The organism is Kordia sp. SMS9 (assembly GCF_003352465.1).
Classification (GTDB): domain Bacteria; phylum Bacteroidota; class Bacteroidia; order Flavobacteriales; family Flavobacteriaceae; genus Kordia.
The window spans coordinates 2035563-2054646 of sequence record NZ_CP031153.1 but is presented as its reverse complement, the minus strand read 5'-3'; the positions used below and the strand labels follow the sequence as shown (position 1 = coordinate 2054646).

At 34.3% G+C, this 19084-nt stretch carries 18 protein-coding genes; 11 read left to right on the top strand and 7 right to left on the bottom strand.

Annotated elements, in window-relative coordinates; genetic code table 11:
- The first annotated feature begins 59 nt into the window (after window positions 1-59).
- Both KORDIASMS9_RS08865 and KORDIASMS9_RS08860 read left to right on the top strand, forming a co-directional pair.
- Entirely contained in the window at window positions 60-980 is a 921-nt protein-coding gene (locus tag KORDIASMS9_RS08865; RefSeq protein WP_162819843.1) for an ArdC family protein, read from the top strand.
- On the top strand, window positions 964-1701 hold the full coding sequence (locus KORDIASMS9_RS08860) for an N-6 DNA methylase (protein WP_162819842.1): 738 nt from the start codon (window positions 964-966) through the stop codon (window positions 1699-1701). Before KORDIASMS9_RS08865 ends, KORDIASMS9_RS08860 begins: the two co-directional genes overlap by 17 nt.
- On the opposite strand, the gene KORDIASMS9_RS08855 is transcribed toward KORDIASMS9_RS08860, so the two are convergent.
- Both KORDIASMS9_RS08855 and KORDIASMS9_RS08850 read right to left on the bottom strand, forming a co-directional pair.
- Complete coding sequence (locus tag KORDIASMS9_RS08855) at window positions 1688-2032, bottom strand: type II toxin-antitoxin system RelE/ParE family toxin (RefSeq protein ID WP_114902502.1); 345 nt, start codon at window positions 2030-2032, stop codon at window positions 1688-1690. The genes KORDIASMS9_RS08860 and KORDIASMS9_RS08855 overlap by 14 nt on opposite strands.
- Window positions 2029-2295: a hypothetical protein gene (locus tag KORDIASMS9_RS08850; RefSeq protein ID WP_114902501.1), complete on the bottom strand. Its 267-nt coding sequence runs from the start codon at window positions 2293-2295 to the stop codon at window positions 2029-2031. Before KORDIASMS9_RS08850 ends, KORDIASMS9_RS08855 begins: the two co-directional genes overlap by 4 nt.
- A 237-nt stretch (window positions 2296-2532) precedes the next feature.
- Here KORDIASMS9_RS08850 and KORDIASMS9_RS08845 point away from each other — a divergent pair, with 237 nt between their 5' ends.
- The 3 genes from KORDIASMS9_RS08845 (at window position 2533) to KORDIASMS9_RS08835 (ending at window position 5002) form a co-directional block, all read left to right on the top strand.
- Window positions 2533-2757, top strand: a complete 225-nt coding sequence (locus KORDIASMS9_RS08845) for a hypothetical protein (protein WP_114902500.1) — start codon at window positions 2533-2535, stop codon at window positions 2755-2757.
- Window positions 2758-2990: 233 nt separating this feature from the next.
- Window positions 2991-4259: a DUF6538 domain-containing protein gene (locus KORDIASMS9_RS08840; RefSeq protein WP_114902499.1), complete on the top strand. Its 1269-nt coding sequence runs from the start codon at window positions 2991-2993 to the stop codon at window positions 4257-4259.
- Window positions 4260-4588: 329 nt separating this feature from the next.
- Window positions 4589-5002, top strand: a complete 414-nt coding sequence (locus tag KORDIASMS9_RS08835) for a hypothetical protein (protein WP_114902498.1) — start codon at window positions 4589-4591, stop codon at window positions 5000-5002.
- Between the two features lie 95 nt (window positions 5003-5097).
- Here the strand turns inward: KORDIASMS9_RS08835 and KORDIASMS9_RS08830 are convergent, their stop codons facing one another.
- The 5 genes from KORDIASMS9_RS08830 to KORDIASMS9_RS08805 form a co-directional block, all read right to left on the bottom strand.
- Entirely contained in the window at window positions 5098-5499 is a 402-nt protein-coding gene (locus KORDIASMS9_RS08830) for a hypothetical protein (protein ID WP_114902497.1), read from the bottom strand.
- A 548-nt stretch (window positions 5500-6047) separates the two neighbouring features.
- A complete protein-coding gene (locus KORDIASMS9_RS08820) occupies window positions 6048-7637 on the bottom strand; it encodes a hypothetical protein (RefSeq protein WP_114902495.1) in 1590 nt (529 codons plus the stop codon).
- Between the two features lie 3 nt (window positions 7638-7640).
- Entirely contained in the window at window positions 7641-8672 is a 1032-nt protein-coding gene (locus tag KORDIASMS9_RS08815) for a hypothetical protein (protein ID WP_114902494.1), read from the bottom strand.
- A gap of 58 nt (window positions 8673-8730) precedes the next feature.
- Window positions 8731-9123: a DUF1508 domain-containing protein gene (locus KORDIASMS9_RS08810; protein ID WP_162819841.1), complete on the bottom strand. Its 393-nt coding sequence runs from the start codon at window positions 9121-9123 to the stop codon at window positions 8731-8733.
- Window positions 9080-12565 carry a hypothetical protein gene (locus tag KORDIASMS9_RS08805; RefSeq protein ID WP_162819840.1) on the bottom strand — a complete coding sequence of 1162 codons (3486 nt, stop codon included), beginning with the start codon at window positions 12563-12565 and terminating at the stop codon, window positions 9080-9082. The genes KORDIASMS9_RS08810 and KORDIASMS9_RS08805 overlap by 44 nt, the downstream gene beginning before the upstream one ends.
- Window positions 12566-13101: 536 nt before the next feature.
- Here KORDIASMS9_RS08805 and KORDIASMS9_RS08800 point away from each other — a divergent pair.
- The 6 genes from KORDIASMS9_RS08800 to KORDIASMS9_RS08775 all read left to right on the top strand — a co-directional run bounded on the left by KORDIASMS9_RS08800 (window position 13102) and on the right by KORDIASMS9_RS08775 (window position 19025).
- Window positions 13102-13560, top strand: a complete 459-nt coding sequence (locus KORDIASMS9_RS08800) for a RadC family protein (protein WP_114902491.1) — start codon at window positions 13102-13104, stop codon at window positions 13558-13560.
- A 173-nt stretch (window positions 13561-13733) separates the two neighbouring features.
- On the top strand, window positions 13734-14240 hold the full coding sequence (locus KORDIASMS9_RS08795) for a hypothetical protein (RefSeq protein WP_114902490.1): 507 nt from the start codon (window positions 13734-13736) through the stop codon (window positions 14238-14240).
- Between the two features lie 12 nt (window positions 14241-14252).
- Window positions 14253-15800: a hypothetical protein gene (locus KORDIASMS9_RS08790; RefSeq protein ID WP_114902489.1), complete on the top strand. Its 1548-nt coding sequence runs from the start codon at window positions 14253-14255 to the stop codon at window positions 15798-15800.
- A gap of 24 nt (window positions 15801-15824) precedes the next feature.
- Window positions 15825-16181 carry a hypothetical protein gene (locus KORDIASMS9_RS08785; protein ID WP_114902488.1) on the top strand — a complete coding sequence of 119 codons (357 nt, stop codon included), beginning with the start codon at window positions 15825-15827 and terminating at the stop codon, window positions 16179-16181.
- Window positions 16174-17454 (top strand): hypothetical protein, encoded by a 1281-nt coding sequence (locus KORDIASMS9_RS08780; RefSeq protein WP_114902487.1) that lies wholly within the window; start codon window positions 16174-16176, stop codon window positions 17452-17454. Before KORDIASMS9_RS08785 ends, KORDIASMS9_RS08780 begins: the two co-directional genes overlap by 8 nt.
- Window positions 17455-17543: 89 nt before the next feature.
- Window positions 17544-19025, top strand: coding sequence for a T9SS type A sorting domain-containing protein (locus KORDIASMS9_RS08775; RefSeq protein ID WP_114902486.1), 1482 nt, complete (start codon window positions 17544-17546; stop codon window positions 19023-19025).
- Window positions 19026-19084 lie beyond the last annotated feature (59 nt).

Genomic DNA, 19084 nt, shown 5'->3' with positions numbered 1-19084 from the left:
CTGTAAGAGAGCAGGCACATGCCTGTTCTCTTTTTTTCTTTTCTATACAGGAGTCAAAAATGACATCACAAAAAACAGATATTCATCAAGATATTACCGATCAAATTATAACACTTTTAGAGCGTGTAGATATTGATGATTACCAACCACCCTTTGCCAGTCTGGCGACACAAGGATTGCCCGAAAACCCAACTACGGGAAATCAATATCAAGGCGTCAACATCTTATCGCTTTGGTTCAATCAGGAGGTTAAAAATTTCACATCCAATGAATGGGCGACCTTTAATCAATGGAAAACCGCAGGCGCAAATGTTCGTAAAGGAGAAAAAGGCTCGCGCATTATTTTTTACAAAACGCTCATACATTCAGACAAAAATGAGCACGGAAAAATCGAAGAGCGTAAAGTTCCAATGCTTAGAACATATACCGTTTTTAATGCCAATCAGGTTGATAATTACAACTACACACACGGCTCTTTACCATCACAAATTGATAAGGTTCGGCGCATAGATTTGGTGGATGCCTTTTGTAAAGGCACGGGCGCAGATATTCGTGGCAATAAAAATGGCGCATATTACAGTACAAAAAAAGACTGTATCAACATGCCGCCCACCGCATCTTTTCTTGATACAAAATACGCCAGTGCCACTGAAAATTATTATGCAACGCTACTTCACGAACTCACCCATTGGACGGGCGCACAAGATCGGCTTAATAGAGACTGGGATGATATTGCAACCAACCAAACCACCTATGCTTTTGAGGAATTGATTGCAGAACTCGGAGCAGCCTTTTTATGTGCGCAATATGGCATTGCACAAACCTTAGCACCAGATCACGCTATCTATATAAAATCTTGGCTAAAAGCCCTTAGAAACGACAAAACGCATGTTTTTAAGGCCGCTGCGCAAGCCATGAAGGCTACACAATATCTCAATGATTTAAATGTGGAGGCGCAAAGCTATGAAACAATCCTATGATGAGTTTTCTAAAATAATGAATGGCATGGCACGAAAATTTGAGCTTTCCAAAGTCTTCAATGATCTACTCACCATGTCCATTTGCAGCTTTCACCACACCAATATTCAAAGCCGGTTCCAAAAAAAAGATGAAGCAAACGAAGTATTGTATATGAATACAATCAAACCTTATGAACGTGAAACATTAAATGAGTTCGCAAAAGCAATAGGCATTCTACAGCTCAATGCAGTACAAAATCCTTACAGTGACACTCTAGGTGAATTCTTTATGCAAGACATCACCAAAGGACGAAACGGACAATATTTTACGCCAGAACCCATATGCGACATGATGGCGCATATGCAAATCAACAATCGTAAGGATGAATTCAATAAGCGCGTTCTTGATCCTGCATGTGGTTCCGGGCGTATGCTTTTAAGCGCTGCGAAGATCAATCCAAAAAATTACTTTTTTGGAGCAGACAACTCAAATACATGTGCAAAAATGGCAACGCTGAATTTCTTTATGAATGGTCTACGCGGCGAAGTCGCATGGATGAATAGCCTCTCCATGGAATTTTACGGCGGCTGGCATATCAATACCAATGGTATCGAAATTGTACCAATTGATGCCGAGCAGTCTCATATTTGGTCTGCTCCTCCTATGCGGGAAGAAATTGATCTTGAATCGAAAGAGCTAGGTGATACAGAATTTTCTGGTGAGCAGCTCACATTTTTTTGAATAATGCCTTTGCTTCTTCATCCAATGTCGGCTCCAGTTTTCTCAACCGTACCATTAAATCCATTGAAGAATGTCTTACAGTAAGAATGCAAACAGCATCGTCTATAATGTCACAAATTAGAACATGCCTTTGGATGGGATAAGCAATAAACCTAGAAGAAATTTTTCTATTGATCTTTAAAAGACCTTCATTACTTTTCAGTAATGAAAAACACTCTTCAAAACCACGAATATAGCGTGATGCTACTACTTCACCCCACTGCTCAACAGAATACTCATAAATATCTTGAACATCATCCAAGGCTCTTTCAGTTAGTAACAGCCTTTTCATTGTGATTTACGGCTCTTATGTGCTTTTAAGTCATTCATCAAATCCCCTGAAAACTCATGGGTGCGTCCATAAATCACATCTTGATACCCTTCAATAACTGCATTCCTGATAGCAGCAGCTTCGAGGCGATCTTTTTCATGACGAATAAGATCGCGAACATATTCGCTCGGCGTAGCGTAAAGCGTACCGTTACCCGACTGATTAGCGATGAACTTTTTCATTTCATCGGTAAGAGCTACATTTATACTTTCAGTTTTTGCCATAGCATTATATCCGTTTGTTATAATACAAAGATATCAAATTCTTTATATATTGTCAATATTTGAAGGCATCTTAGAACTCAAAAAACTATCTTCGATATGTTTTACTAGCATAAAGCAAAATAATTACCCTAAATAAAATGAAACTGACAGACATCACGTCTAAGAGGGTACCTCCTTAGAAATCATTACGGTTCATGAACCGTAAATGCGCCTCATATAACTTTCCAAAATATATACATGCAAGAACCAACACTTGATCAAATCATTGATGCGCGTGCGCGTTGTGCTAAAGCAATTGCACGATATGGCGAACAATATTTACCAATTTTTGAACGGTTGGATAATGAGATTGCGAAGCGTGTAAAACAACAATCTTTATTAAATAAAGCGATTGAAATTGGTACACAGAATGGTACACAAAACGGTACACATTTGACTGATATCTTTATGAAAACTATTTGATTTATTCATTGAAATCATAGGCTTAATGTTTTTAATTCGAATCTCGGAAGCCCTCCGGAGGCACCATTTAGATATACGTTAGATCAAATCTCATCCCTAAAAATTAATTTATTTCAGTGGCTTCATAGGTTTAAGTGTCGTTTTGGTGTCATTGTTATATTGACAAGCGGTACACATTTTGGTACACAAAATGGTACACATTGAAGATTCATTAAAGCTAAAAAGGGCGGTAAATGTCTACTGATTACATTTATAAACGCGGTGAAAAATTTATCTATCGTAGAAGGGTTCCTAAATACGTTTCTAATTTAGATCATAGAAAAGAAATCAAGCTTGCTTTAAAAACGGACAACTATCAGGAGGCTGTTGTAAGAGCGAATATTTACAATGAGCAAATAGAAACGTTCTGGCGCGCTCTTTTACAATCTGGAAAATCTAAAGGCTCGAATGAAAAATATAAAACCGCGGTTCAATTAGCACGGGCTTATGGCTTCACATACAAAACCGCAGATCAAATAGCTTCATCTACGCTTAATGAGATCGTTGATAGATTGTCGATTGATATAAATTCACAGCAAAAAGCAGATGCTTTGTTAGGAGGCGTTCAAGAGAGCCATTTAAAGCTTTCTGACTGTACTGAACTGTATTGGGAATTGGTTCATGACCGCTTGTCCGATAAAACCGCCTTTAAAGTCACGAAATGGAAAAATCCTAGAAAAGCAGCAATAGAGAATTTTATTGCTGTTGTTGGAAATAAACATCTTCATGAAATTGATAGAAAAGATATTTTAGATTTTCGTGGATGGTGGAATAAGCGGATTAAAAATGGTTTAAGTGCGGATAGTGCAAACAAACAATTAAGATATGTTAAAGATATTTTGCAAACCGTTTCTAATGATAATGAAATTGATATCGACTTTGAGCCATTATTTCTAAGGACTAGATTTCAATATAAAGTTAAATCAAGACCTCCATTTGAGGTTTCCTTTGTACAAAATACGCTGTTACGAAAACTAGACGGATTAAATGATCGAGATAGAATGGTCATTATGGCTCTTGCCGACACGGGCGCGAGAATAAGTGAAATTTTCGGACTAAAGTCAGAGGACATAAAACTCAATGATGAAGTTCCATTTATATGGATCAGACCAAGAGAAGGATATGCACTAAAAACCAGTTCATCGGAGCGTAAAATTCCATTAGTTGGTAGTTCGCTTTATGCTTTTACACAATGTCCTGATGGATTTAATCATGTTGGTAATCCAGATACATTTTCTAATATGGCTAATAATTATTTAAAGAACAACAATCTCCGGCCTACACCACAGCATAAAGTCTACTCGCTGCGCCATACTTTTAAAGACAGATTGCGCGATATAGAAGCTCCAGAAGAAATCATTGATGACCTTATGGGACACAAGAAAAATGGGCCCAAATATGGGCGAGGTCACCGTTTAGACACTAAGTTAAAGTGGCTTGAAAAAATAGCTTTCACTGTGTGATTTTGGACTTTAATGATATTGTTATAACCTTCCTTCGCCAGCTTTCAGTATGTCTAGTGACTGCGTAGCCATAATCAAAATTCAATCCATTTAAAATTCAAGCCTTGCCTATTGTGGTCAAATCGGCAAACCGGTTGGCAAATTTAGCGTTCGCATTTGCGCGCTTGCAAGGCTAAACCCTATCGGGATTGGTACATTTTTTTCTTCTAAAAAAATAACCGCAATGCCTTGCCTTATCCAGCCGTCGCCGCAATCAATGCCATGTTTTGGCGATTGCCACAATATCCGCCAAAGCCTGAAAACAATTTAATAATTTAAACTTTAAAGAAATGGCAACAGCAACAACAGTAAAACAAAATGGAAGCGCGAAAAAAGAAACAACAACAGCAAAGCGTACGGTTACAAAAAAACTAGCACAGGAGGCTACAAAACCAATTGTAGAAAACCCTAAAAATCCGACGCCCGCTAAACAACCTGTCAATCTTTTGGAACGCATCCAGCAATTAGAAAAGCTCAAAGGCATCAGCGCCAAAAGAGAGCGATTGGTTGAAACACTATCGAGCTTAACACGCTTTAATTACAACAGCTCGGAAAGTTGCTCATTCCACCTTAAGGATTCTAGCGGTATGGAATTTAAGACCACGAATACAAATTTAATTACCCTCATTGCAACGCTTTTGCAGGAGACATTAGAGAACAAGAAAACTGAACTGGAAAAGCAGCTCATGGACTTTGAGTTCTAGAATTTTAAAAGATTTCAAACGAAAAGCCACTCATCGCGAGTGGCTTTCTTATATTTATAAACGTTTTTAGGATACTAGATACGAAACAGCATTAATTAAGGAATTATGTGTGTTATTGATAATCCTGTAGTATTGGTTTCATCTACTGCGAATGTTTGTGATTTTACAACAACATTATCAACTGAAATTTTAAGTTCTAAATCATAAGAAAAAGTAGCGCCATTGGGAGCATTTGTAGTATCTGTAAAACTAAGTTGTAATGTCGTTCCAGTTGCAATAGATGCATCTGAATATATTTTAGTAAACGGAAAAGCAGGATTTGTTGTTGTTTCTGAATTACTATCAATAAGAGTTATGATATCTGCATCCCTATTTTGAGATACAATCACTTCAAATTTCACAGTTCCTGTTTGACTTGTAGTACCTGAATCGTCATCTGATGAACAAGCAAGAATAGCACATAAAAATAATGATAAAATGATAAGTTTTGTTTTCATAGTTTAATCGGTTTTAATTTTATTTGTTCTTACAGCAATTGGAAAAAGGGTTGTAATACAGAGGAAAAAAAGAAAATCTAGGTACTCGAAATTCTCAGAGCTATTCATAACGAATACTGCAATTAGTAATGTAAAAGCACCTATAAGAACCGCTGATGAGATATTTTGTATTTTGTAGATAACAGCCATCATCAAAACATATAGAGAGTAAGATACAATAGGAGTCAAAAAACCTAAGTACACTAATACTTTAGATAAATGATAGTATGTTAAATACATCAATATATAAAATCCAACAGAGGATAGAAAGAATCGCTTTATTGATATGTAAATTTTATTTTTTGTTATTAAATATAAATTTATTGCGGCTCCAAGATTCAAAAAAAATGAAAATGTCAAGTATGAAAAATAATCATTGCTTTTCATGTTGAGAAATTTTTCAATAATTGTCCTATGAGAGGTGTTATCTTCAAAGATAAAATCCTCAAGAAAGCGGAAATAGATATATGCCAGTATTGAAAAAAAGAAACCAATAATGAGTGATACAACTATTTTTCGGGATTTCGTTTCCATGCTGTTTCATTTGGTTTATCTGGGTTAATATAGTAAGAATATTGACTTCCAACTAGAGTGCCAGAACTTTTTTCATCTTGATGGGCAAAAAATATACCATGTAAAAAAACATTTCCTTCTAGAGGAACCTTAATTACTCCTTCACTACCCAAACCTCTAGCAGAAACTCGTCCGTAAGGCTGTTTTTCCGCAAAAACTTCTGTCGAATAATAAAGCACCAAATTAGCACCTTCATCTGGTTTAGTCCCAATTAAAATAGGCTCTGGAACTCCATGTAAATTTTCGAAAAAATCTCCAAAATTTTCTGTACTATGTTCGGAATGATCCCATTTTGGAAGACTATCATTTTTTACAATCGCAAAACGAATACTTTGATTTTGTATTCTTGGATCAGTCAATACACCACCCTTACTTTGTCCAACAAACTGTTCTTCTCCTTCATGGGTAATACCTGTTATATCATATATTGAATCTTTCCGCTGAAGGATTTCTGCCCATCTCCAATGTATATGTAAGGCGTGAAAAGCTCCAGGCGCTGAGGCATGAATATTACCTCCTGCTCCCCACCAATGAATATTATCCCATGTGTTTTGTATGGTTTGTTCTTCTTTCTTTTTGCCCCAAAAGTTTGTGTAGTTCCTATTCTCAATAAGCCTTTTATTAGATCCCCGTATAATTCCATCACTAAATATTTCTGCAATTATCGGTTTTTCAGAAGATTCAAAAACAGCTCTATTAGCAGGTAGTCCAAATTCTAATCCGTCTACGTCTTTGAAAAGTCCAGCATGATTATTTAAGACATTTTCTTTTTGAACTCTAGAGAATGTATCGCTTGATCCATAACCATAACCTACATAAACTCCTGTTTCCTGTTTTTCAGGATAAGTATCTAAGTTCAGGTGTAAGCGATAATCAACCCTAATAGAGTATAAATACCCATCATTTCTATTTTCGTAATATATCTTCGTTATTGGATGCATTCGTGCAGCAAAAATACCTCCTGTAGGCTCATGAGCTGGCACATCATTATAATCTGTTAATATATATTTTTGCGTAATATATAAATGACTACTTTTTTCCCCAAATAACTTTTTTCTACTCTTCCATGAAGCTGTAATTACATGTTCTATACTTTTTTTATACGTATTGAAATTTGCTAATGAACCTACGCTATTTGAGTTTACAGTATTATCCTTTGCTTTTTTCTCAGCTTTGAAATCACTTCTTAATTCTGAATAATCATCATTTACTTGTTCAAAATCCTTATGACCTAATACTAATTTATAAGGTTTATAAGTCTGTCCATTTTCATCAACTAAATTCTTTTTGGGATACACCCAAATAGCTATAACTCCTATATCATAAGCCATTCTATATCCATTATGGGATACGTCTTTTAAAGTTAATCCATTACCATGTATTTGCCCTTTTTTTATCGTTACCGTGTTAGAAGGATCTTCTTCTGTAGGAAGTTCTAATTCAATATCGTTTCCATGTAAATTCCAATGAGCACGCCACGCTTTTTCTTGTTTTACAGTGTCATTTTCATATTTTTTCTCGTTCATACTTTAAGCAATTACGTTTATTTCTTCTTCTACTCGTTCTCCTCTAGCATAGATCATTTTCTGAATCTGAATGCCAATCTTAGTTCTTCTATCTGTAACAGTAAGTACCGCATTGTGTACTCCTATTCCTAATTGGCATGAAGATGCATTGCCTAGATCTTGATAACTATTATCCCAATCATAAATATCCCAACTAGCCCATGCAAAATCATAATTATCACCTCCACTTCCTCCTAGAATACCAGCAAATAATTCTACACCATTCGAATGGTGCTTTTGGAATATATCAATGATTAGAGATTCTTTAGAAGCTGGATAGTACGTGAAATGGTGCCCATCGGGAATCATCCAATAAGGGCATAAATGTGTTTGGTAGGTACTTTCTCCTTCCAATTTGTAACATAGTATCGGTTTAACTTCTTCTGCATTAGTATTTGAACTATGTCCATGCGTATGATTATGTTCGTTATTTATTTGTTCTTTTTCTAAAGGAATAATCTCTACCGTTGAGTTTCTCTTCAATGGTCGCCAATGTGAAGTCAGAGCAATAACTCTACCATCATTCCCAATTCTAACATCTATTCCTGCTCCAATAACAGGGATTGAACCTTCAAGGTACACTTGAAATTTACACAACCAATGATCAGGCTCTAAGGTTTCAGAATTTATAACAATGGTTATTGTTCCGGTTCTAAGACTGCTTACATTTGGAAACAATGCTTTAGGGATATCATTTTTATTTGGTTGCTCACTTCTAAAACGGTAAAATTCTTTGTTTGCGTCATTTAGAAATTCTTTTGCTTTTTTTTCTACTTCTCCTTCTGTTTTTAAAAGTCTCCTATAGTTAGTATTCTTGAATAATTCCACTTTATTTGAATATTGTATCCATCCACTAATAGAAGATATATTAAATATAAATTTATCAGGACTTCTCCCATTATCTGGAAGTTCAAACAAAAGTTGAGAAAGTTGTTGTTCTTTATTTTTGAGCAAAGAGATATCTAATAGCTTTTCATGTATATACGTTTGTGCCATATATTAGTTTTGAAAATATAAGTGATGAACGAGCACATAGCACTCGTTCATCTTATTTTTAATTAGTTTCAAGAATCGTTCGTACTCTATCTATTTCAGCTTGACAAAGCACTTGCGTTTCAAAATATTCAATGCGTCTAGCAACTATATTGTGTTGCCCATCAACCACATTAAAATACCATTTGCCATTTGACGATTCTTTAATATCAATACCATTAGTAGTATGTAGATAGTGGTGTACTGCATTTTGAAGTGCTGCAAAAGCTAGTGCTTCTGAAACATAATGTTTACTACTACTCAAAATAACAGTTCCACTTGTATCTAATAATCTGAAACGGAATTCATCCATTCCGTCATTATCTAATTCATTATAAATGACCGAAGTTGTATTAGCGCCTAAGTCAAAGCTACCCAGGCTCTTCTCCGTGATCGTGCCCTCCTTCAGAGTCACTACCACCACTCAAGCCAGAGTCTCCAGTTGCTTCTCCTGTATAATCATCACAAAAACAAGGTAGCCCTTCAACATCTAGAGCATTAGAACGTGCTTGTAATATTGTCAAAGTAGTAGGTAATCGTGTCTCCCACGGTTCACCTTCCACGACGCCAACACCTTGTTCTAATTCATCAACAACAGATAAATGCAAAGGATCATTGACTGTTGGAATTTCTCCACCATTCCAAATTTGATCTGTTTCCATATAGTGAAGTACTGCTTCCTCATAATTTGGTCGTACTGGCACAACTACACGCGCCATACCCGATTTCAAGAATGATAAGAAAACAGGATCTACATCATCTTTTCTGTATAATTCTTTCCATTCACATTCTTTTCCCCAATAATACGGATAAAAAAGATATGACATAATATCCCATTCGAATGCTTGCTCAAAGAACTTGACTTGACTTGCATAACTTTCTAGACCACCTCGTTGAAGTATTGGCATATCTTCTGATTCTAAACAGCCGTTTTCCTTTTTTATATAAAAATCAGCTCCCATACCTACTTCCAACCATTGCAAACAACTTTTCTTGAGTTCTTCTTGCTCAATCAAACGATTATAAGCAGGATTTGTTCTCAGTACTGATTGTTGTAGTCCAGCCAAAGCATTATCATATGCAGCTTTTTGGTCTCTGTAGGCACTCAATATTTTATTAAAGGTATCTATCTTCCATTGCTCTAGAACTTCTGGCTTTCTTTTTACCCTTGCGGTTACATTAAAATAAAATTTTGAAATGTACCCACAGATTAAAGACACAGGAAGTTTTTCTTCTTTGTAACCATATACATTTTTATACCCATAAGGATTTGAGAATGTCTCATCTCCAATTGCCATAGTGAACCAAACTCTACTAGCATTACTACTCAATCGAGAAAAATTCCCGTCTACTTCGATTGTATCTAATAGATATCCTGTTGGTAATGTAAAAGAGTTTTCTTTGAATTTAAAACTTGAAGCATTATTTGGATCTTCTGCATAAGCATTTGAAACCTCTTTGTATAATGCTGGTGGCGCATCTACTTTTGCTCCGTAAGCAGCTGCCCATTGCGCATAGTTTGTTTCGGTAATTGAAGTGTGTTTTGACAATCCTGACTCTCTAGGATCAAGCGGTTTTTCAATACTTGTATCAGCTCCGTCATCTTGAGTCATTGCCCATAAATGAAATTTCGCAGGTTGTGGAATCATAAATTCATACATCAATCGTTTTCCGTAGTTAACAACTCTATTTTTATATATTTTGTCTACCCAACGATAAATGCCTGTAACATGTGCACTATTTTCTCCACGATTATCTAAACCATGCTCATTATTTTCTTCAAATTCTTCAATAATTCTTGTTGTGCGCTCTTCTCTAACACGTTCTACAATACGTTCCATTGCTCTATCTGTAACGCTCTGTGAATAAAAAACTGCTTGCGCATCAGATTCTGTAGTAGATGTTGCTGTTGCAAAACTAGAATCGACAACTAATTTGGTAGGTCCAAATTTTGTACTCAAACTCACACCTAAATCGAACGCTGTATCCTCTTGGATAATTTGAGATGTTTCCTGTTCCATCTCATAACGATCAGTCGTAATAGTGTCTCTTAATTTTTCAGTTTCTTTCTCGGTTTCTACTGTATATGTAGATTCTGAACGACGTAATCTCCTAGTAGAACGTTTTTTATATTCTCCTTTTAATACATTTTCTATGTGAGATACTTCACCAGCTACATAACAGCAAACTTCTTGTTCTACTTTACGATAATCTGCAATTCCTAATGGCGCCATTTTTGGTTCAGGTATAGTTCCTGTTCCACCATCTCCAGTATTTGAGTCTTCACCTGAGAATTTTAAACAATGTATCGTCGTGTAACGCATAAGCGTAATATCCACACACAAAGGCTCGCCTGGGCTAGTTTCGATAGCTTGTGATAGAAGAATATTATTTTTAAAATACTTAATCGAATTTCCATCTCTTTCAATTCTGAATGCATCTCCCCCAGTAGCGCTTCCTTCTTGTCCTTTATCAACACCTCTTTCCATTACTCCTGTGTACAATGCTTTGGTTACAGGGTTCATTTTCACATATAATGCATAGTCAATAGTGTTGAAGTTAGCATTCTCATTTACATAGGACAAACCAACATAAGAATCATATCCATAAATAAAAGATAGTCTTGGTATTCTCCACTCCACATATCCGTTTCCTGTGATTACTTCTTGCGAAGCTCCACCAGCGATACTATATGTTGTTGTATTGGCATTACTAATGTAATTGGAAGCGTCGTTAATCGTTAAATTTACTTGATCTATGATAGTTGGTTTATCAGAATCATCGCAAACTAGAGGTGATATACCTTTATTACTATCTTTGAGTTCAATAATTGATCCTCCAGTAGCCACTACTTTTTTAGTAAGTCTTACATCTTTGAATGCATCAGTACTGATTTTATGCATTTCTAACTCAAGCTTTTTTATTGCTTCAACAGGAGTTTTGGCTTCCGAAAGTTTCAAATCCTTAATGACAGAAATAGAAACATCAGAAATTTTATTTCTCATATACTCTTCGCTTAAAGGAGTACCAACAACCTTCTGAATATCTACTTGTGATGGTGGCTTTACAACTCCCTCGACTTCTTCATCCAATTCAGTCTTTTCTTCTACAGGAGGCTGAGATGATAATTCATGCCCATAATCTTCAACATAACGAGCATTGAGCGTCTGCAGTTCCTCAATTGTATTTTGATACTGATTTAATTTTTCTGATGCTTCATTAACATCTTGATCTTCTTCATAAAACGAAAACTGTCTAGCTTTTTTTGAAGGTGCTGCTTTTCGTTTTGGAACGACTTCTGTAGGAATTACAACTCGTGCGCAAGCAAGTCGACGTAAGTCTTCATTGTTTTTAATTAACGCTTCATTTTTATGTTTTTTAATGAAGTTATCTCCAACAATTAATTGAATTAGTACTTCTCTAGTGTATGAAGATTGATTATTTACAGTTTGATAAATCAAATTCTCCCATAATTTTTTTAGTGTATTATCATCTAAAACCTCCACTCCATGATGTTGAGAATGTATAGTCGCAAAGTCTACTTTTTTACGATTTCTCATCAGCCAAGATGAAAATTTATGCAAAGGAGTATTCAGATTTTTAACTTCTGACAATTCCATCCTTGTAAAACCAGAAGAAACTTCTCTAAGCGTTTTTGATCTTTCATATTCATTAACTTTCGTTAATGAAGCTACTGCTTTTGAAAAAGGATCATCAAGTCCAGCTGGAGCATAAATAAATCCTCGTTCTAATTCTTCTTCAGTTGGCATTTGTGGATGCCTTACAGTTACAAATCTGAATAGATTTGATTTAGGGTTTGCATTACCAGTTACTACCGGTGCTGTGCTTTCCTCCATGTGTTTTGTATATTTTTAGTTAAACAATAATTTGGCATTAAAAATCAAAAACAATTCTCAGGGAACTTGAGAATTATACTTTTGAACAATTGTAAAAACTAGGTTGGGAGAGGTTTTTAGATTTTTTAAAGATTGTTAATCTTCTTTCAAAATATAAGTAAAAAACTTACAAATTTTGAAAATATTATATAAGCGTAACAAATAATTAACTGACGTACATTTGAAATCTAAAATAATGCTATTCAAATATGTTTTCTTACAACAAAAACAACGCCAAACTAAATTACTCGTTTTCTATTCTTCTCCATAAGACAAAAGAAATGAATTATTGTTACATATATCCTGTATTTTTTGAGTTACTCTCCGTAGTTTTAGTTAGTAATTTTTGCTACCAAACACACCTCACCAATTCTTTGTCAAAGCTAATCTTGGCGTAAAACCACAAGGGTTTCTTAGCGAAACTTTTCCTTGTGTTATGTACGCTGTTCAAGATTGCTATGAATGCCAAATAATTGTTTCACTTAAATTTGGCGCAAATGATCATCACAAATTCAAAAAACTTAATCGGAGAAATCCAACTTAATTACATTAAACAAAAAGATATTGAACTCGAAAAAATTACAAGCTCACGACATGTCAATGAATGTGTTCGTAAATTTTTCCCACTCGAACAAATTAATCACAGGGAGTATATGTACGCGCTCTATCTTAATAATTCTAATAGAATAACAGGCTATTATCTTATAAGTATTGGCGGAATCACAGGTACACTCGTTGATGTTCGTGTCGTGTTACAAGCTGCATTATTATCAAATTCAGTTGCAATGATCTTAGTACACAACCATCCATCAGGCACATTAAAAGCATCCGCAGCTGATAAAGCCATTACAAAGAAAATGGCACATGCTTGCAGTGTTCTTGATATCAAACTCCTCGATCATCTCATTATCACAGAAGACAGCTATATGAGCTTTGCTGATGAAAATTTGATTTGAAACTTGTGATCTACAGAAGATAAAAGCAGGCTTTAATTAGTCTGTTTTTTTATTAAAAATTTCTTAAATGAGGAAAACCGTAAAAAACTGATTAGCAATAGTTTTAACTTTAAAAAACTCATTTAAAGGAGTTCTATATCTAGAACAATCAGTATTAACCTAAAAATTAAAATATGAAGGATAAAATTGAAAAAATTTTACTGGTCTTAGGTGTTGATTCTCAACAAGACGAAATAAAATGGTCTTCTATTGGTCAGAAAGAGAATACTAAATTTAAAATAGCTTCGAGAGCAAAAAAAGCGATTGGAAATCTAGAAATAGAAGAAAATACAATCATGATGCGAATTTCTGCAACTGATTATAATAGAAATTATCTTAAAGCAAAAATGAGACGAGCTTTTCGTGAAGAAGGTCTTGAAAATGTTGCATTTTCTTATTCTGCAGGCGAGCCCCTGAGTAGTAGAATCATATACAGTAATGAGAATATAGATGCGGAGATAGGAGAACAAGTTACTTTGCCAAGATCATTTTGGATTAACGGGTATGATAATGAAGTTCTTGATTGTAACGGATTTCCAATAGGTGAAAAGCATGAAGCTATTTATCTAGGTGTTGAGCAAAGAAGCTGTCTAAGAGGAGGAGGTTTTATAGATGCCTATAATAAATTACAATTAATCTAAACTGACCAAATTATGAAAATACAAAATACGTTTCTAGTATTAATTACATTTCTCTTAATCCTATCATCTTGTGCATCTACTAGATTTTCAAATCTCTATCATACAATTGAACATAAAGGCGAAATTAAAGATGTGGTAAGTGTTAATGTTAATGCTTTACCGGTTCCTAATTCTACTAAACAAAAAGAAGAAAAACCAAAAACTTTTTTTGATCTACGTGACTCAATACCGCATGTTTTCTTGAAGGTCATCGGAGAAAAATCTTCCGATGAGACAAAGATTATCAAAGCTATTCAATCACCTCTTTCTATAGTTAAGAAAAAAACAAATGTAAGTACTAAGCTTAAAAATTTAACAGAAATAAAAGTTAGATTACTTTTTTCAAACATTAAAAAATATTACAAAAATAAACAACTTTTACATCCAGGTACTCGGATGGAATTCTTAAATACTGAAGTTAAAGTTACGCAACCTAGTGATCTTTATATTTTTAATATTGATAGATTAGAAAATGAGTTTGAATCTATCGACATGGGAACATTGGAGAGAACAAACTCTGTTGATTTTAGCAGTGGTATTAGCGGTGAGGCAACTGGCTCTGTTAGCTCAGATTCAGGATCAAATATATCTAACAATGTTTCTAACGAATTAATTAATAGTAACACCCAAAATGTTTATGATATTAACGGAAATCTTTTAGGAACGATTAGTAATGGTAACAACACTACAGATTCAACTAAAAATGATAAATCTTCAAATAATAAAATAGAGGCAACTAAAGGAGCTAAAGCAGATATAAAATTTGCCTCAAATGAAGTCATAAAAGAAGCTTTAAATTTAAACTACAAAAGATTAAAAACTGGTTTTTCATTTAATGAAAAAGAAATAACAATATCCCAAAGAGGTAGACCTTTATCAGATATCTCAGATATTGTTCTTGTTACGGCAACTTTAAAATTTAATCAAACACGAGTTAGAACTACTACCAATATACTAACTAATTTTAAAAACTTATTTAGTAATCAAAAATCAAAAATTGCTGATAATATAAGCTTAAATCAATATATATTTCGGGCAATTTATTGTAGCAACGCCAATGATGTTATGCTTGATGTAAATTATGAAGGTATCATTCGCGCGCCTAAAACAAGTCGCCGTGGAAGAAATATACTTGAGTATGATGATAAGGTGAAATACTTTGATATCAATAATAAAACAAATCCAAAAACCATTGCCATTCCGAAGGAATATTATTGTGAAGATGTTTACTATATTTTAGCTGATCTGCCCATGGTAAATGATTTATTACTTAAAATAAGTCTCCCAGGAGCAAGAAAATCAACTCTGTTAATGCATTTAAATGATAGTCCAAAAGAATTTGTTGAATGGATTCAAGATCAAATTAGAAATCCTTTAGCTACAAATCTCCAAACAAATAAATTTGAACTAATATTTGAAAAGCGAGGAGTTACTCCAGTGCCTGTTGTAAAAAGTACATTGAGCTCAGGAGAGATATCGAATATTCAGAATTTGAGTAATATTAGATTAATTAAAAGATGAACCAAGTCAATAATTTGAATATCTATGTCATTGAAATACTTACAAGAAGCCGAAGACACATTGAATTTGGATGATCACACTCTGTATATACAACTTGGTAAACAATTAAAACAGGATAGCTTTTTCCCAACTCCTGAAAACAAACTTAAAAGGTTAGCAATTGAATGGATGAATACTCGAATCCAAGATTTCCAAAACTTAATATGTAATAAGGAATCAATTAAAAAAATTGCAAAAGAGGAAACAGTATTACTGATAGCTGTAATTACTGACATCATTGCTGCAAAGTGGAACCTAACTAATCCTGCAACAGTAGCTGCTTTAATTGTGAGATTAGGCATCTCTAAGCTATGCTCTGAAAATCTAAAATTTAATGAATAGGTCAAAAAAAAGAAAAAGATTAAGTTTTAGAGATGCTTATGGTCTTCTTTGGGAAGATATAAAAGTTGTTTTTAATGCTTGGAAAGAAACTAAAAAGCAAAAAAAACTTTACAAAGCAATGTTTAATAATGGATTAATATCTGAAAAGACTTTTAATGGCTTTTATCAAAATTCAGATACTAATCAAGAAGAATCCTATAAACAAGAATTAGATTTTTATAATGACCTAGCAAGTCACTTTGGACTATACATACATGAACTAACTGGAAAAAATATCAGTTCAAGCTTTGGAGGGTTTACATTTTTAAGGGCTGGAAATTTTATGAGAGAGAATTTTCAATTTGAAGGTTCTATTTCATTTTCAGAAGAACACAAAAAATATTTTATCCATCTCAGTGTAGGCACTTTGATTCACTTTGAATATCTGAGCATGCTATATGGTTCTGTGGCTTGTGTCGTTCCTGACATAAAATCTTTACAAGCATATTACAATGAAATTAATCGAATATTTCATGTAAATTTTAAAGAAGATGATAGAACTTACATTAAGAAATTAGCTAGACCTAGTAATGCTGAAATTATGAGCGCAGCAATGTGTTCTTGGCAAAAAGAGCTTAATGTAATTCAAGGGTTATTAGGTTTAGATATTCTAAAAGGTTTGAAAATATTCATGATTGGGCACGAATTTGGCCACTTGGTTAATAGGTTGAGTACACATGAAATTAGCTATTTTAAAAGGGCTGAAGATTTTTTTAAAGAACGGAATATACCTAGAAATCAGGATTGGTTAGAGGAGTTGTCTTGTGACGCAATAGCATTAGATTTTTCTATCAAATACATAACCGAAAAAAATTATTTAAAAAATACAATAGGAGTACATAAACCAAACTCATCAAAAAAATTCACTTTTTTAAATCCTATATGTTTTCTGACCAGTCGCTATGAAAGTCTAGATTTCGTTCAGATGACAGAAGCGATGTTTAGTGAGTCTAAAAAAGGAGATGAGTTTGACGTTCCCTCGCTAATGATAAGTGTTTGTAAAATCATCTTTTGGAATTTATCTGACTTAACTAATGATTATTCTTGTGATACTCACCCTTCCCCGTCATTAAGGTTAGATTTTATTATTAGTGAATTTAAAAGATACAGCATTCCTAATTTTGTTCTCAATTTTTCTAATGCTTTTGATATTTTAAAAAACTGTTTGGATACTGGGAATGAAATAGAAGCATTACATCACCCTCATTTTGAAAAACTATCTGAATTGACATAAATTAATTATTTGTTTTATAATAAGGAAACCCGTAAGGATTTCAAATCTATTCTTATTAACTTCATTAGTTGAATTTCAGCAAAAAAGTTATGAAGCAAATACTAATAATTATTGTTCTCATTTTTCCATTATTAGGCTTTTCACAATTTTCACAAATTGGTCAGGACATAGATGGAGAGGCTTTTGGTGATCAATCTGGTTATTCTGTGAGTTTAAGTGCAGACGGTAACCGTGTAGCAGTTGGAGCACAATTAAATGATGGGAATGGTAGCGAAGCAGGTCATGTAAAAATTTATGAAGTAGTTAATGGAAGTTGGGTACAACTAGGATCAAATATAAACGGTGAGGCTACTTTAGATTTTTCAGGATGGTCAGTAAGCCTTAATTCAGACGGAAACTGTGTAGCAATTGGTGCACGCTATAATGATGGTGGTGTATTTAATTCAGGTCATGTAAGGGTATATCAATATGATAATAATGATTGGGTTCAATTAGGACAAGATATAGATGGTGAAGCTGTTGAAGATCAGTCTGGATATTCAGTTAGCCTAAGTGCTAATGGAAATCGTGTAGCGATTGGCGCACCATTTAATGACAATGGTGGAGTAAATGCAGGAAACGTTAGAATTTTTGAGTTAGTAAACAATGCATGGCAACAATTAGGTTCTAGCATTAATGGTGAAGTAGCAACAGATCGGTCAGGATGGTCAATAAGCCTAAGTGATAATGGGAACAGAGTAGCCATTGGTGCAAGATATAATGCTGGCGGCTCTTCTTTTGCTGGTCATGTTAGAGTTTTTGAATTTAATAACTCAGGCTGGGTACAAATTGGGCAGGATATTGACGGCGAAGCCATTGATGATTTTTCAGGACATTCGGTTAGTCTCAATGCAGATGGAAGCCGAGTAATCATTGGCGCATATGTTAATGATGGAAATGGTTTTGGTTCTGGTCATGCTCGGGTTTTTGAATTTGATAACAACAACTGGAGTCAATTAGGACAAGATATCGACGGTGAGGCTATTAATGATTGGTCTGGTTGGTCAGTAAGCATTAATGACATTGGAAATCGTATTGCGATCGGTGCACGGTATAATGATGGTAGTATTGCGAATTCTGGTCATGTACGCATATATGAATTTGAGCAAGGTCAATGGGATCAATTAGGTCAAGATATTGACGGAGAAGCTTTCTTTGATAGCCAATCAGGATATTCCGTTAGTCTTGATGGAGCTGGCAATCGAGTTGCTATTGGCTCACATCTAAATGATGGAGTAGCTGCAAATGCAGGGCATGTCAGAGTCTATGAATTTAACAGTTCTCCTCTATCAAATGATGATTTTGATTTAGAAACTGTCGCCCTTTATCCAAACCCAACACAAGATTATTTTATACTCAAAGGCTTGAGCGAAAATATAGAGTTTGTAAAAATATATGATATTCACGGTAGACTAATTGAAGATTACAAATCTAGCTCAAGATATAAAGTCTCTGATTTTTCAAAGGGACTTTACTTTGTCCAAATCTTTACAGACAAACGCAAAAGATATTCAAAACTAATTATCCATTAATCGATAAAAACATTCGTGAAGTTAGTGATGATTAAAAACCGGATTAAATTTTAATGTCT